Below are 14,873 nucleotides of genomic sequence, written 5' to 3'. Positions count from 1 at the left end.
GATGCCGATTGCATTAGCACAAGGGGTCAACTTACATGTTGTTCCAACCGAAAAATACAAAACAGTGCGTATTTTGGTTCGTTTCAATACGCGTTTGAATAAAGAAACAATCACAAAACGGACACTTTTATCCAGTTTGATGGAAACAAATAGTTTGAATTATCCAGATCAGGTGAAGTTGAGTGGGAAACTGGCAGAGCTATATGGAGCTAGTTTCGGAATTAACGTGAATAAAAAGGGTAATTTACATTGGTTGAACCTTTCATTGAACTTAGTTAACGATAAATATTTGGAAAATAGTCATGTACTAGTAGATGCTGTTGCATTTTTAAAAGAAATTTTGTTTTACCCAAACATCATTGATGGGAAATTTGAAGCTGAAACATTCCAACGTGAAAAAGAAAACCTGAATGCTTATTACGAAAGCATCTCAGAAGATAAGCAAGTCTATTCTTCTTTAGCATTACAAAATTTATATTTCAGCCAATCAGAAGATCAAAAAATTCCAAGTTTTGGGACCATTGAAGACTTGGAAAAGGAAACAGCGGCTAGTATTGCGGCGTATCATCAACAAATGATCCGTGAAGACCAAGTGGATATTTTTGTCTTGGGAGACGTGGACGAGTCTGAGATGGAGGCATTGTTTAGTCAGCTGCCATTTGAAGACCGAGCAGCGGGGATCGCTGATATCTTTTACACGCAACCATCTAGAAACGTGATCGAAGAACGCTCGGAACAAGAATCACTAGCACAATCAAAACTAAATCTAGGGTATCATACAGATGTTTATTATGGTGATGAAAACTATTTTGCGCTACAAATCTTTAATGGTGTGTTTGGCGGCTATCCGCATTCTAAATTATTCATGAATGTCCGTGAAAAAGAAAACTTAGCCTACTATGCATCTAGCAGTATTGACACATTCCGCGGCTTATTAAGTGTTCAGACTGGGATCGATGGTCAAAACCGGAATCAGGTTCTGCATTTGATTGCGGCTGAGCTAGAAAATATTCGTCAAGGAAATGTGACAGACTTAGAAATCGAACAGACTAAAGCAATGCTGAAAAATCAATATCTACTTGCTTTAGATAATGCAGGTGCTGTCTTGGAAAATGAGTATTTAAATGATTTGATTCCTCACCTTCGTCTAAAAGATGACGAGTGGATTCGCCGAATGGAGGCAGTCACGTTGGCTGATGTTCAGCGTGTGGCCAAATTGGTGCAATTACAAGCGATTTTCTTTTTGGAAGGAGAAAAAGTCGATGAATAAAAAAGAATATTCTCAAATCAACGAAGTCCTTTATACAGAAGTATTGGATAATGGACTGACCGTTTATTTGTTGCCTAAAAAAGATTACAACAAGACTTATGGTTTGTTTACGACAAATTATGGTTCGATCGACAATGAATTTGTTCCAATCGGGGAAAAAGATTTTGTGAAAGTACCAGATGGAATCGCTCATTTTCTGGAACATAAAATGTTTGAAAAAGAAGATGGGGATATTTTCCAACAATTTGGACGTCAAGGAGCTTCTGCTAACGCCTTTACCAGCTTTACCAAAACCAGCTACTTGTTTTCAACAACGGATCAGGTGGAGAAAAATTTAGAAACGTTGTTAGATTTTGTTCAAGATCCTTACTTTACGAAAGAAACAGTGGAGAAAGAAAAAGGGATCATTGGGCAAGAAATCCAAATGTACTTGGATGATTCGAACTGGCGCTTATTTTTTGGTACATTAGGCAATCTTTACCCTAAACATCCATTGCACATTGATATTGCGGGAACAGTGGAGAGTATTGATGAAATTACTGCAGAGGATCTATATACCTGTTACAACACATTTTATCATCCAAGCAACATGACATTATTTGTTGTAGGTAAAATGGAGCCCGAAGAAATGATGGCGTTTATCCGCAACAATCAGTCTGCTAAAGAATTTGCCAAAGCGGCACCGATCAGGCGACACTTTCCCAAAGAGACAGCAGCGGATATCATTAAGGAAAGCTCGATCGAAATGGCCATTAGCCGTTCAAAAGTTATTGTCGGATTGAAAGGCTTAGATGAAGTGCCAGAAGATGGCAAAGAGCTGCTTAAATACAAGACAACAGCAAACTTATTATTCCAATTATTGTTTGGTAATACCTCTCAAAATTATTTGAGTTTGTATAATGAAGGATTGTTAGATGATAGTTTCGGTTATGAATTTAGTTTAGACCGTAGCTTCCATTTTGCTGATTTCGGCGGAGATAGTGATCAGCCTGAGCAATTAGCCGAACGAATTGAAGAAATTCTTTTAACTGTATCGGAAAGTTCAGAGTTAACGGATGAAAATCTAGCTTTATTGAAGAAAAAAATGATCGGAAAGTACTTCCAATCATTAAACTCATTAGAATATATTGCCAATCAATTTTCACAATCGCTTTATGATGAGACAACATTATTTGATACACCAGAAGTAATCGAAAGTATTCAATTGGCTGATGTGAAAGAACTAGCACAGCGTTTTATCAATAAGGATGGTTTGAGCCGTTTTTATATGCATCCTAAAAAATAAAGAACGTTTTATTAGAAATCTAGCTTAGTTTTTATTCTGATGATTTTCCTGTTTTGCGAGAAAATCATCAGAATTTATAGCAAAGAAACAAGGCGTAATACGAATAATAACTAATGCACCAACGAACATAGTAAAGACCCATTAGAAATCCTTTTGTGTTAAATAAAAAAAGTCCGATATTTAGTGGAAAACTTTCAAAAATGTTATGCTCATCAGTATTTTTTTATGGTATCCTTAGAATACTGGGTGAATGGAATATTTAATTTTTTTAATCAGCCGATTTTAGAAAATAACTCAGTTCACCACAAGTGTAGTACATAAAGTAGATACCAATTTTAATGTATGATAAAAGCAGTCGGATGCATGTCTATTCAGAGACATTTATGACACATTTAAACTACGAGATTAAAGATTTACCTAATAAATTAGGTAAATAAAACTGAGAAATTAGAGAGACTGGAGAAGATGGACGAGTGGCCAGCGTAAATATAGGGAAAAAATTAAGAGATGCACGACTGCAGCAAAATATGTCTTTGGACGAACTGCAGCAAATTACCAAAACACAAAAGCGCTATTTAATAGCTATTGAAGAAAATGATTTTGATTCTATGCCAGGCACTTTTTACGTGCGTGCCTTTATTCGTCAGTATGCGAGTGCAGTAGGCTTGGATGGCAATGAATTAGTAGAGATTTATGATGGAATCGATGAACCAGAAGACGTAGAATCAGCGATTCAGTATGAAACTTTAGAAGAATCAAGAACTCAAATGTACGATGAAAACAGCCAAACAAAACGTTTTATGCGGAGTTTACCTGCAGTTATTTTTTCTTTGATTGGTTTAGCAATCGCAATTGTGGTGTTTTATATCACGTGGCAAGATCAGCAGACTAGCCTATAATTCAGCCACCAGCTTCTGAAATCATCAGAGAATCTGATTCAACACCAGACTCTGAATCAAGTCAGGCACCTGTTTCGAGCAGTACAGAATCATCAACATCAAGTTCGTCATCTGAACCTAAGGCACCAACCGAAGTGAATTTTATTAGTGAATCAGGAGCGAATATAAATATGAGTGCGACCAATGTTGCGACTCCAGCTAAACTTGAGTTTAGTGCGGTGACAGGACCTTGTTGGGTCGGTGTCTATATTGCTACAGCAGCTAATAATGATAATGGTTATTTTTATCAAGAGACAATCCAACCTGGTCAGCCAAAATCTGTTGAAATCCCAGCAGGCACAACGCAAATAGTTGTGAGTCTAGGCGCATCAGAGTATATGGAGTTTAAACTAGATGGTCAAAAAGCGGAATTTAATCCGAACAATACTGGTATTGGACCAAGAGATATCAATATGACTCTTGCCTATGCACAAACTGGGCAGTCAGAGCAATCCGAACAATCTCAGCAACCACAATAAATAATAGGCGGCTTTATTAAGTAAGTTGTAGAACAAAAAACTTCAACTTTTAGCGTGCTAGCGCTTAAAGAGTAAAGGTGAGGCAGCGCAACGGCGAAGCACAGTCGTTGTAATTAATTCTCTTGTGACTAGGACATAACTCGAAGAGTTATGTCCTAGTCACAAGTTTTTTCACCTATTTTAATTTATTTAGTTTTTAGAATTAGAAAAATGTCTTTTTTAGTGACATGATCTATAAGATAACGTAAAATAAGTAAAAGAAGAGAGGGGTAAAAGGCATTGAACTTACCAAATAAATTAACAGTTATCAGAATATTTATGATTCCCATTTTTATTGCTGTCGTCAGTATACCGATGGATTGGGGTACTATTACAATAGCAGGAACATCTTTAGCAGTCACACAATTAGTCGGAGCCATCATTTTTGCAGTGGCAAGTATTACCGATTGGTTAGATGGAAAAATCGCTCGAGCACGAGGCTTAGTAACAAACTTTGGTAAATTTGCTGACCCGTTAGCAGATAAAATGTTAGTAATGACGGCTTTTATTGTTTTAGTAGGGCAGCAAAAAGCACCTACTTGGGTAGTTGCAATCATTGTATGTAGAGAATTGGCAGTCACAGGATTGCGTTTGTTATTAGTTGAAGGCGGTGAAGTGATGGCTGCTGCTTGGCCGGGGAAAGTCAAAACGGCAACACAGATGGTTGCGATCATTCTATTGTTTATCAATAATATTCCGTTTGCGGCTATTGGTTTTCCAGTAGATCAAATCATGTTATATATCTGTCTGATCTTTACAATTTATTCAGGAGTCGATTATTTTGTGAAAAATGCAGACGTATTTAAGGGCTCAATGTAATTATCATTTAATCGAATTAATAGCAAAAAACTAACTTTTCTACTGATTTTGTAGTAAGAAAGTTAGTTTTTTTCGTTTTTATAAATATTTTTTCGTAAAAAATCAGCGTTCAAACCCTTGGCAAATCAATGTTTTTCAAAAAAATCGAGATTTTCACAAATATTTGATGCTACTATTTATAAAATAATAGTTTACTTTTTAGAGAAGTGTGGTTATAATTTGTGTATCGGAACTATTATTATATGAACAGTAGTATTCGAACAAAAAAATAATTGGAGGAATTTATAATGAACAAATTTGTAAAAGGTGCAGTAGTTGCTGGTTTAGCTTTATCAATCGGAGGAACAGGATTTTTAGCAACAGCTACTCAAGTACATGCTAACTCAGCACAACTTGTAGATAACACAGCTAAAATCAATGCCTTAATCCAAGAAAAACAAGAAGCAATCAACAAGAAAAAAGTTAGTCGTGACCCACAAGAGCAAAAAGCATTAGGAATCCGCATCGGCGAAATCGAACGTGAAATCCAAGCATTGAAAAAAGGCGGTTCAACAGGTGGTTCAACTGGAAACACAACAACACCAACAACGCCAGGTGAAGATACAGCATCAAAAATCCAAGCCTTGATCCAAGAAAAACAAGAATTGATCAACAAGAAAAAAGTGAGCACTAACTGGCAAGAGCAACAAGCATTAGGCATTCGTATTGGTGAGATCGAACGTGAAATCCAAGCATTGAAAAACGGTAGCTCAACAGGTGGTTCAACTGGGAACACAACAACACCAACAACGCCAGGTGAAGATACAGCATCAAAAATCCAAGCCTTGATCCAAGAAAAACAAGAAGCAATCAACAAGAAAAAAGTTAGCCGCGACCCACAAGAACAAAAAGCATTAGGCATCCGTATTGGTGAAATCGAACGTGAAATCCAAGCGTTGAAAAACGGTAGCTCAACAGGTGGTTCAACTGGAAACACAACAGCACCATCTACACCAGTTGAAGACAATGCTGCTAAAATCCAAGCATTGATCCAAGAAAAACAAGAATTGGTTAACAAGAAAAAAGCATCACGTGATAAAAACGAACAAAAAGCATTAGGCAAACAAATCGATCAAATCGAAAAAGAAATCAAACAACTAAAGAAAAACAAATAATTCCCTAATAACTAACTAATTATTAATTCTCAACTTTCTTACCCAAATTTGTGTGAATCTTATAAATTATTTTTGCTAACCTATATTGGCAGGGATAGATAGAAATAGTGAAGGAGAAATCCTTCACTATTTTTTATACTATGAGATGAACAAAACAAAGAAGACAGCTGCCGCCAAGGAGCTGTCTTCTTTGTTTTATTCAATTAAATCCATGGCCCAACGACCACTGTATAAATACTTAGACCAATTCCTACAAGGATCAAAAGAATCCCGATGATCAATAAAGGACTGAATTTTTTAGTATTTACAGTTTCTGTAGTTTCCTTTTTAAATAACTTGGATAAAGCTGCAAGCAGCAGACCTAAAATAATCAGTAAACCGTTAATGAAAAAGGTTGATAGACCATTCTTTTTAGCGCTATTTTTTAAAAGTGTTGAATTTTGTAGAGCTTTCAATTTCTTAGCATATTTAAAACTGACATTAGGTGCTTTGATCATAGGCGAAACCTGAGCAAGAGCTGTCTCCAACATCACTTTATCAGCAACTAGCTTAAACGTTGGCTCAGTATTTCGCTGGATCACGCCATACAAGTCTTGATCTAAAATGACTTCTTCTTGGCTGACTGTGTTGTCTCCTTTAGATAGTAGTTTCTTATACTCATAGGTAGCAAATGCTCGATCAAAAATCGCATTACCAAAAGCGTGACGTTGTAGCTCACCTTCTTGGTCTTCCCAATCACCTACGCCCAGTACGACTTCAATCAAGCGTGTATCTTCCCGTTTAGCCGTTGCTGCGTAGTTAAAGCCGCCAGTTGGACTAGAACCGGTTTTTAAACCGTCCGCGCCCTCATAGCCATATGCTAGACCTGGCAAAGAATAGTTGTGATTCTCTAAAACTTCAGCATAAGGTGTATTTTCCATGATCGTGATTTGAGTTGGACTAGTATAGTTCACTGTATCTGGATAATTTTTAAGTAAATGATAAGATAAAATAGCTAAATCTCGAGCTGTAGTCACATTATCGGCATTTTGGTCGATTCCTTCTGGTTTGTAATAGCCATTGAAAGAGCCTGTTTCAGCACCGCTGCAGTTGTAAAAAGTAGAGTTGGTCATACCTAATTCTTTGGCTTTATCGTTCATCATATGGATGAATTTTGCTTCATCATTGGCTGTTACAAGGTTTGCTAACATTACAGTCGCCACATTTGATGATTGAACCAGTGTGGCATAAAGCAAGTCTTTGACGGGATAGTCTACACCGGAAACAATGGCATTGTTACTTAACTCATAAATCTGTGAAATAGCTTGATCGCTATCTGTTGCTTTGACTGTTGTATCCAAGGTGAATTTTCCTTGGTCGATCGCTTCGAAAACGAGATATACAGACATTAATTTAGCTATACTGGCAGGGTTCCATTTTAAATCGGGATTGTCTTCCCAAAGGACCTGTCCAGTTTGAGCTTCGATTACGATCGAGGCTTTTGGCTTATACATTTCATTTGTTTGATAGCCCGCATTTTGGGTGATTGTCAGAATATCTTCTTGGGCATAGGCGTTAGTAGCCGTAAAAATACCTGAAAAGTAGCCTATAGCTAATACGAGTGAGCAGATTTTCAGTAATACGTTTCTTTTCTTCATATAAACATCCTTTGTAATTAATCGAGGCTAAAATAGAAGCACGTAGCTTATTTTTAAAGAGTAGCTTCTAGTCTCATTGTTCAGGTTCTTCTAATAAAGTAGGAATATTTTTAAATGCATCTCTATTAGGATAATGAATCATCTCTTCATCAACTTCTTCCCAATGTGGGCCAAAAACATGATCTAATCTTCCTTGATCATCGAATGTAAGGATCAGTTTTTCTTCTTTTTCTTGATTTTGATCAGAGACAATAAACTTTAGTTGGGGCTCTTTTACTACGTAGAGAAATCCTCTTTTCAACTTCTCAGAGATAGGTTCATTCAGTTTGTTTTCTATGACTTTTTTCATGTTTTCTGAAAGGTAGTCAGTGTATTCTAACAGATTTTGCTGCTTTTTGTCAGAAAACAAGAATTTTTTTAAGAAAATAGTTGTGCTACTTTCTGGATTTATTTTGATTGATTGAAGCATAGTCTGAAATTCGCTCTCTGAAAGTGGGTGCCATTGATTGCCATAAACATTCGTAAGGTTAAAAAGAGATTCATCAGTTTCTAAGATACACAACAGTTCTTCATCATAATAGACTGCAATTTTGCGGCTTTTTGGATCGCTGACGAAATTCTCTTCAAACGTAAAGGCAGAACGGTCACTGTGCGTAGATGTATCTCGGTTTACATAATCGTCCAAAAGTTTTTTCAACGCTTGATCATAGACATTTCTATCAATAAATAGCTGTTTTCCTTCAGGATCGTTTGACGCATAAAAATAATGGATAAACTGTTCTTCCAATGTATCATCGTAAAGCTTGGTCTCAGCTTCGATTTCTTCATTGGATTCTTGTTCGTATAAGCTTTCCTTTTCTACTAGAACATCCATAAGCTGTTCTGGGGTTCGATTAGAATTATCTGTACTAGCGTCGTGGAAAAAAAACAAAAGCACTATAACTATTAACGGAATAGCAAAAAATTCCATAAGAGCTTTTAATACAGGTGACTTTTTCTTTTGTGCGCATTTGATTTCCTTTTCGATTAGGTGGTATGCTTTTTTTTCATTTTTAGATAAATACGGAAGTAGTCTTTTAAACTGTTCCTGTAGAGCAATTTTTCTTGAAAGATCCAACTGCTTCCAAAGATTGAAAGCTGGAATGTATCGATTTGTATGAAAGAAAATAGAGCCCAGCAACAGCATGAATAATTCGTCTGGTATGGTCAGTAGTTCCTTGTGCCAAGTAAAACGTGTATTATCTGTATGCGTTCCATTTAATAACGCAAAATAGCTAGTCAAAAAATCTGTGGTTGGATTATTGTTCATTGTTTTTGTTCGCTCTAATAATGAAGCAAATACTATTTTATCTTCAGCGTTATCCAACAATCCATTTGACTGATTTAATAGATGGATCATCTGAAGATTCCAAAGCTCACTATCATACGCAAAAATAGTCGCACATTCAGAGATGGTTTCTTCAATGGAATCTGGCGAATCAACAATCATCTGATAAATATCGTAGCGCAGATGAAAATAGTCTTCCCGTTGATTTTTAGGGATTTCATCTGCTATTTTAAAAGAAAAAGGCGGAACATTGTAAATTACTTTTTTTAAACGCATAAATTCAGTTGAGACAAACCGCTCTTGACCAATATGATCGGTTAATTCGGTTAAATCAAATAGTTTAAATAGAAAGCGGATGACCTCTTTAGCTAAGCAGGGATAGTTCTTCACTAAAAGCAATTGGATCGTGTAAGTATTGTGCATATATTCATCAATAGACCAATGATCGATCGAGGCGGTTACTTCTTTCCAGACAGATAAGTCATAAAAGTAATCTTCCTCCTCAATTATCCGCTGTAGAATATCGTAAAAAGATTCCACCGGTTCCCAAGCGGAAAAGCTTGGATGATCGGAATATAACGCATCTTTATCTGCTAGTTGCTCAAAGTCAATAGTTGCGTCAGTAGGTCCAGTTGGCAGAGTAACATGCTTGCTTTCTATTAAACTATCGTTTTTTGCTAAAGTCAACGCTGAATCAAAAGCGGTTTTTAGCCGTTGGAATTCCTCTGGTTGTTCATCTGGATTGATCAATTTTAGTTTAGCCGCATAAGCGCGCTTAATCTCTCTTTTGTCAATTGTCGGAGCGATTCCTAAAATGGACCAGATACTCATAACCAGAGTCCTTTTTCAAGTTCGTTTAGTTGTTGTGTTAATTCGGCAGCAGTTCTTTTTGTTAGAATTTCTTCTTGCTTTTCTAGGACATCTCTAAAATGAAATAATAATGCTTGGACTTGTTCTCGCTGCATACCAGTTGTTTCAGCGTAAAGTCTTTCCAAACGGGCAAGTAACAACCGATTTTCAGCACGATCTCGTGGATGGACCTTTAACGCATTTAACTTCGCTAAACTTTCCTTCATTTGCTGTGACGTTAACTTTCCAGGAGCACTTTCAATGATCAACTGCTCTGATCGGCCACTTGTATGGGTAAGAATAACTTCTAAAAGGCCGTTAGAGTCATAAGTAAAGCGACAGTCGATCGGCGTGTTCTCAGGTCCTTTTGGAATTTTTATTTCTAATTCACCAATTTTTAGATTATCTTTTGCCATTGGATTTTCGCCTTGGTAGATAGAAAAAGCCACATATTCTTGATTGTCTCTTAGTGTATAGAATGTCTTCATTTTACTGACAGGGATGGTGGTATTTCGCTCAATAATCGGAGAAAAAACGCCCTCGATATAGCCAGTACTTGTTTGACTCACTGAATCGACACCTAATGTATGACCGCAAACATCTGTTAAAATCATTTCACTGACCATTGAGCGATCTTGTTTTAAAGCGGCTTGAATGCCTGCACCGCGTCCAACAGCCTCGTCTGGATTGATTTGTGTATAGGGTATTGTTTTTAGTAAACGGGCAAAATAGTTTCGCACGATTGGATTTTTCGTTGCACCGCCAATCAAAATCACCTGATCAATTTCTTGAATAGTGATACGTCCATCATTTAACACACGACCGATCGGCTGTCGCATTCTAGTTAACAAAGGTTCACATAGCTCTTTGTAACGCTCTTGCGTAAGCTTATAAGAATACGTATGATCATCCCATTCAAAATCAAACGAACCAAAATCCTGTGTAGTCAGTGCATGTTTCAATAATTCGGCTTTTTGGTATAAAACAGATTGTGTTGTTGCTGCTAACACAGTACCAGTCAATTTATACTCACGCAGACAGTCTTGAACGATCACGTAAGTGAAATCTTCTCCGCCTAAGTGATTATCCCCAGAAATAGCTTCTACCTGCATGACACCGTCAAACATTTCTAATAAAGATACGTCAAAAGTCCCACCACCCAAGTCAACGACTAAGATGGATTGATCTGCTTCTTTGTGAAAGCCATACGCCATTGCCGCTGCGGTAGGTTCACTGATCAAGTTTTGAACGGTCAGTCCTGCTAGCTTTGCCGCTTCAACAGTGGCTTCTCGCTGGATATTGTTAAAGTAGGCAGGTACGCTGATCACAACTTCATCACAGGGCTGCTTCAAAAATGCTTCAGCATCTTCTTTTAAACTACGTAAGACTAAAGAAGACAATTCAACTGGTGTAAATGAATGTCCACCTAAATCATATTTTTTATCGGTTCCCATAAACCGTTTAAAAGTTGCTGCTGTTAATTGTGGATGACTGATGAGGCGTTCTTTAGCAATTGCGCCGATTAAAATGTCCCCATTATCATCGACACCTACAACAGACGGTGTTAAGGCTTGATCAAATTGATTATTGATCAACTGAACTTTTTCTCCGTCCCAAAATGATACCAAACTATTCGATGTTCCTAAATCAATCCCAATGATCCCCATATTATTCTCCTTTTTTACCAACTTTTATGTAATTCTATAAAAATTATAATATATTCATTTTACGTGAAAATCGAACAGAAATGTACGTTTTTTGTATATTTTTAATAAAAAGTAATTTTTGAAGAATTTTGGTATACTTTAATAGATGGAGGTGCTTGTAATGAGAAGTGAACGAATGGTTGCTTCAGAGTGGGAAATATTCTCTAAGTATTTTTCTGGAAGTATTCAGTTACTGCCTTTTTATGAAACTCATACCTTAGCAAGGCAGGTTTTTAGTAGTAAGGTTCGAGAAAATAGTGATGCATCTTACGTTATTTATAGGGGAAAAATTCCTAGTCTTTTTATAACAATAACAGCAGGTCAAGTTACGAATATACTGGCTCAAGAAACGGTTCAATTGAGTTGGGGAACTATTTTTTTAGTTGTGGACAAATTGTTTAAGCAAAGCTTTCAACAAACAATCTCATTTACATTCCCAAAAGCGCTTACCATGCACTTACAAGAAGTTTTTTTGAAACATGGCTATATAGTGGTGGATAATACATCTGTATCCAAAGAGCTAGTGTATCAGACTGGATTGGTTCTAGGTGGAGGCGGGGCTAGGGGCGCTTATCAGATCGGCGTTTGGCAAGCGTTGAAAGAGTTGAATATTTCAATTGAAATCATTACTGGAACATCGGTCGGTGCGCTGAATGGTGCCTTGATTTTACAAGATGATTTTGAAGCGGCGAAAAATATGTGGGAAAAAATCGATACACAAAAAATTCTTTCATTTCCAATAACGGATGTTTCCACCCAAACCTTAAGCGGTATGATGAGTCAAATCGGCTCGTTCACTCGGAGTGCGATCCAATCAAAGGGCGTTTCTACTCAGCCGTTGAAATCTCTGATCCAAGAGACCTTTTCACAAGAAAAAATGCAGCAAGCGACCACCGATTTTTATTTAGTTACAACGGAATTACCAAATATGCAGGAAAAAGAAATTCGTTTCAAAAGCTGTCACAGTGAGCAATGGCAAAATTGGCTGTTAGCTTCGGCATCGTTTTTTCCAGCAATGGCTGCAACAAAAATTGCAGATAAATATTACGTAGACGGTGGCTATCGCAACAATATTCCCGTTGATTTAGCGTTGAATGCAGGTGCAACAGAATGTATCATCGTAGACGTAAAAGGACCAGGAATCACGAAACCGGTAAAAATACCAGCAGTTGTCAGCTGCTTGAGCTTGCAAACGCCTTGGACGATGGGGGCTGTTCTATTATTTGATGGGATGCGCTCAACACGAAATATTCAATTGGGCTACCTAGAAACAATGAAGAAGATCAGCGGGAAATATTTAGGTTATTGGTATACATTTGCTGAAACCTTAAGTGATCTAACCGCATTTCAGCAGACATTTTTTGTTTATATAAAAGAAACATATCAAATAAAATTATGGAATTCTATGGAACAAAAAAATAGAATCTGTAAAAAATTGCGTAGAATTTATAAAGACAGGGTGTATACAGAAAATATCGGATTAGTTTTAATCGAACTTTTAGCAAAAAATCAGGAAATATCTGCTTCTAAGCTATACACAGTCAAAGAGTTAGCAGGCATCATACTGAAAAGTGAGCATGAGAAAACGGACCTAGTGGAGAGCATCGGGATGATTTCTGTACAGGAATGGTTGAAAAGATACTATGAAGATTACTTTTTACTTTCCGATAAACAACAGGTATCATTAGTGAACGAGCTGTTAAATGGCGATAAACAAGAGAAGCTCAGCGGATAGCTTTCTTATTAGAGAAATTACCTGCACAAGTATTACAAATTTTAATGAAAGAATTTATACAACAAGGAGTGAAGGAATAATGAAACAAGAATTTTCATATGAAATCGTAGAAGAAATTGCTGTTTTATCAGAAAACACACAGGGATGGCGGAAAGAATTCAATTTAGTTAGTTGGAACGGACGTCCACCGAAATTTGATTTAAGAGATTGGTCGGCAGATCACGAAAAAATGGGTAAAGGCATTACACTTACAAACGAGGAATTTGAAATTTTATCTAAAGCAATAAAATCCATGTAGAGAGGACACCCTGTCAATGAAAAGTATGACTGGTTTTGGGAAAGAATCATTTTTAAATGATACCTATCAAATCGATGTAGAAATCAAAAGTGTTAACCAACGCTTTTTAGATATTCAATTACGCATGCCTAAAGAGGTCAATCCTTATGAAATGGCCATTCGTCAGATGATGAAAGAAACGGTGCAGCGTGGACGGATCGAAGCCTATATCAATATTAACAATACAGGCAGCGGCAATCAAGAAGTGTTGGTTCATTGGGAACTGATCCATCAATTGTTAGGAGACATTCAACAAGAATTAACAGTCAATTATCCACAAGCAACATTTGATCCTGCGAAAAATATCAATCAACTGCTGAACAATTCAGATTACGTCGAAGTGACAGAAAAACAGGAAATAGATGAAACATTTGGTCAATTAGTTTTAGATGTGGTGGGAAAAGCTGTTGAACGAATCGATGCAAGCCGTCTGCAAGAAGGTCAAAAAATCCAACAGATTTTGACTACGTATAGCCAAGATTTCATCGAATTAGTTCAAACTTTATCTGGATTTGTGGCAATTTATGAAAAAGATTACCGCGAAAAATTTGAAGCGCGGTTGAATGATTGGCTAGGCAGTCAAGTCGACGAAACACGTTTATTGACTGAACTGGCGATTTTACTTGAAAAAGGGGATATCCATGAAGAGCTAGATCGTTTGACAATTCATGTGGATAAATTGCAGGAATTATTGATTCAATCAGAACCAGTCGGACGAGAACTGGATTTTCTGATTCAAGAGATGAATCGTGAAGTCAATACGATCGGTTCTAAATCAAGTCCGATCGAGATCAAAAATATCGTCGTTCAAATGAAGACGATCCTCGAAAAAATTCGTGAACAAATCCAAAATGTCGAATAATAGAAAATAGTTTGTGATTCTATTGTTTAAAGCTATAATTAAAGAGAAGAAAGCAAAGAGGTGAATAATTATGTCAAAGTATTATGATGTAACGTTCCATGAATTAAGCGGAAAATCCGTAGTAAAAAGAGAAATTATTTCGGATAAAGAACCGTTTAATGTTTGGGAAGATGCTTGTGTGTCATTTACAGAGGATAGTTTAAATATTCGAGTAAATGAAGATGCGTATATAACGTTGAATCGTCGTTTCGTCGTCCGAGTGGATGTTGAAGAAGTAGAAGGTCCTGTGGATAAAAAAATCAAACGCCATGATGAGATCATGGGTGTTGTGAATACCTTATCAAATATGGGATTTTAGAATACGTTAAACATAAAAAGAGGCCGATACAAAAGTGTTTAGCTCCGAGAAATAAGAGGGAATTTACGAAAATTGCTC

At 36.8% G+C, this 14,873-nt stretch carries 13 protein-coding genes; 10 read left to right on the top strand and 3 right to left on the bottom strand.

Features of this window, described 5'->3' with window-relative positions; all coding sequences use genetic code 11:
- Position 1 precedes the first annotated feature (1 nt).
- The 6 genes from yfmF (at position 2) to V192_RS0106985 (ending at position 5,984) form a co-directional block, all read left to right on the top strand.
- Entirely contained in the window at positions 2 to 1,270 is a 1,269-nt protein-coding gene (gene yfmF / locus V192_RS0107005) for an EF-P 5-aminopentanol modification-associated protein YfmF (RefSeq protein ID WP_025870306.1), read from the top strand.
- Positions 1,263 to 2,555, top strand: coding sequence for an EF-P 5-aminopentanol modification-associated protein YfmH (gene yfmH, locus V192_RS0107000; protein ID WP_025870304.1), 1,293 nt, complete (start codon positions 1,263 to 1,265; stop codon positions 2,553 to 2,555). Before yfmF ends, yfmH begins: the two co-directional genes overlap by 8 nt.
- 473 nt (positions 2,556 to 3,028) lie before the next feature.
- Positions 3,029 to 3,454, top strand: a complete 426-nt coding sequence (locus V192_RS22570; RefSeq protein WP_275574529.1) for a helix-turn-helix domain-containing protein — start codon at positions 3,029 to 3,031, stop codon at positions 3,452 to 3,454.
- A 170-nt stretch (positions 3,455 to 3,624) separates the two neighbouring features.
- Complete coding sequence (locus V192_RS22025; RefSeq protein WP_239644594.1) at positions 3,625 to 3,972, top strand: DUF4115 domain-containing protein; 348 nt, start codon at positions 3,625 to 3,627, stop codon at positions 3,970 to 3,972.
- A 279-nt stretch (positions 3,973 to 4,251) separates the two neighbouring features.
- On the top strand, positions 4,252 to 4,830 hold the full coding sequence (gene pgsA / locus V192_RS0106990) for a CDP-diacylglycerol--glycerol-3-phosphate 3-phosphatidyltransferase (protein ID WP_025870302.1): 579 nt from the start codon (positions 4,252 to 4,254) through the stop codon (positions 4,828 to 4,830).
- Between the two features lie 287 nt (positions 4,831 to 5,117).
- Positions 5,118 to 5,984 (top strand): hypothetical protein, encoded by an 867-nt coding sequence (locus V192_RS0106985; protein ID WP_025870300.1) that lies wholly within the window; start codon positions 5,118 to 5,120, stop codon positions 5,982 to 5,984.
- 203 nt (positions 5,985 to 6,187) lie between these two features.
- Here the strand turns inward: V192_RS0106985 and V192_RS0106980 are convergent, their stop codons facing one another.
- From V192_RS0106980 to V192_RS0106970, 3 genes are all read right to left on the bottom strand, one after another.
- Positions 6,188 to 7,621 carry a DUF1958 domain-containing protein gene (locus V192_RS0106980; RefSeq protein WP_025870298.1) on the bottom strand — a complete coding sequence of 478 codons (1,434 nt, stop codon included), beginning with the start codon at positions 7,619 to 7,621 and terminating at the stop codon, positions 6,188 to 6,190.
- Between the two features lie 73 nt (positions 7,622 to 7,694).
- Positions 7,695 to 9,779 (bottom strand): J domain-containing protein, encoded by a 2,085-nt coding sequence (locus V192_RS0106975; RefSeq protein ID WP_025870296.1) that lies wholly within the window; start codon positions 9,777 to 9,779, stop codon positions 7,695 to 7,697.
- A complete protein-coding gene (locus tag V192_RS0106970; protein WP_025870294.1) occupies positions 9,776 to 11,464 on the bottom strand; it encodes a molecular chaperone HscC in 1,689 nt (562 codons plus the stop codon). Before V192_RS0106970 ends, V192_RS0106975 begins: the two co-directional genes overlap by 4 nt.
- A gap of 160 nt (positions 11,465 to 11,624) precedes the next feature.
- Here V192_RS0106970 and V192_RS0106965 point away from each other — a divergent pair, with 160 nt between their 5' ends.
- The 4 genes from V192_RS0106965 to V192_RS0106950 all read left to right on the top strand — a co-directional run bounded on the left by V192_RS0106965 (position 11,625) and on the right by V192_RS0106950 (position 14,795).
- On the top strand, positions 11,625 to 13,238 hold the full coding sequence (locus V192_RS0106965) for a patatin-like phospholipase family protein (RefSeq protein ID WP_239644593.1): 1,614 nt from the start codon (positions 11,625 to 11,627) through the stop codon (positions 13,236 to 13,238).
- Between the two features lie 79 nt (positions 13,239 to 13,317).
- Positions 13,318 to 13,536, top strand: a complete 219-nt coding sequence (locus V192_RS0106960) for a YdbC family protein (protein ID WP_025870292.1) — start codon at positions 13,318 to 13,320, stop codon at positions 13,534 to 13,536.
- A 16-nt stretch (positions 13,537 to 13,552) separates the two neighbouring features.
- On the top strand, positions 13,553 to 14,437 hold the full coding sequence (locus tag V192_RS0106955) for a YicC/YloC family endoribonuclease (RefSeq protein ID WP_025870290.1): 885 nt from the start codon (positions 13,553 to 13,555) through the stop codon (positions 14,435 to 14,437).
- A 70-nt stretch (positions 14,438 to 14,507) separates the two neighbouring features.
- Positions 14,508 to 14,795 (top strand): hypothetical protein, encoded by a 288-nt coding sequence (locus tag V192_RS0106950; protein WP_025870289.1) that lies wholly within the window; start codon positions 14,508 to 14,510, stop codon positions 14,793 to 14,795.
- The last annotated feature ends 78 nt before the right edge of the window (positions 14,796 to 14,873 follow it).

Source organism: Enterococcus crotali (genome assembly GCF_000633635.1).
Taxonomy (GTDB): Bacteria; Bacillota; Bacilli; order Lactobacillales; family Enterococcaceae; genus Enterococcus_L; species Enterococcus_L crotali.
Note: the sequence above shows the minus strand (reverse complement) of the source record. Positions and strands in the feature narration are given on the sequence as shown.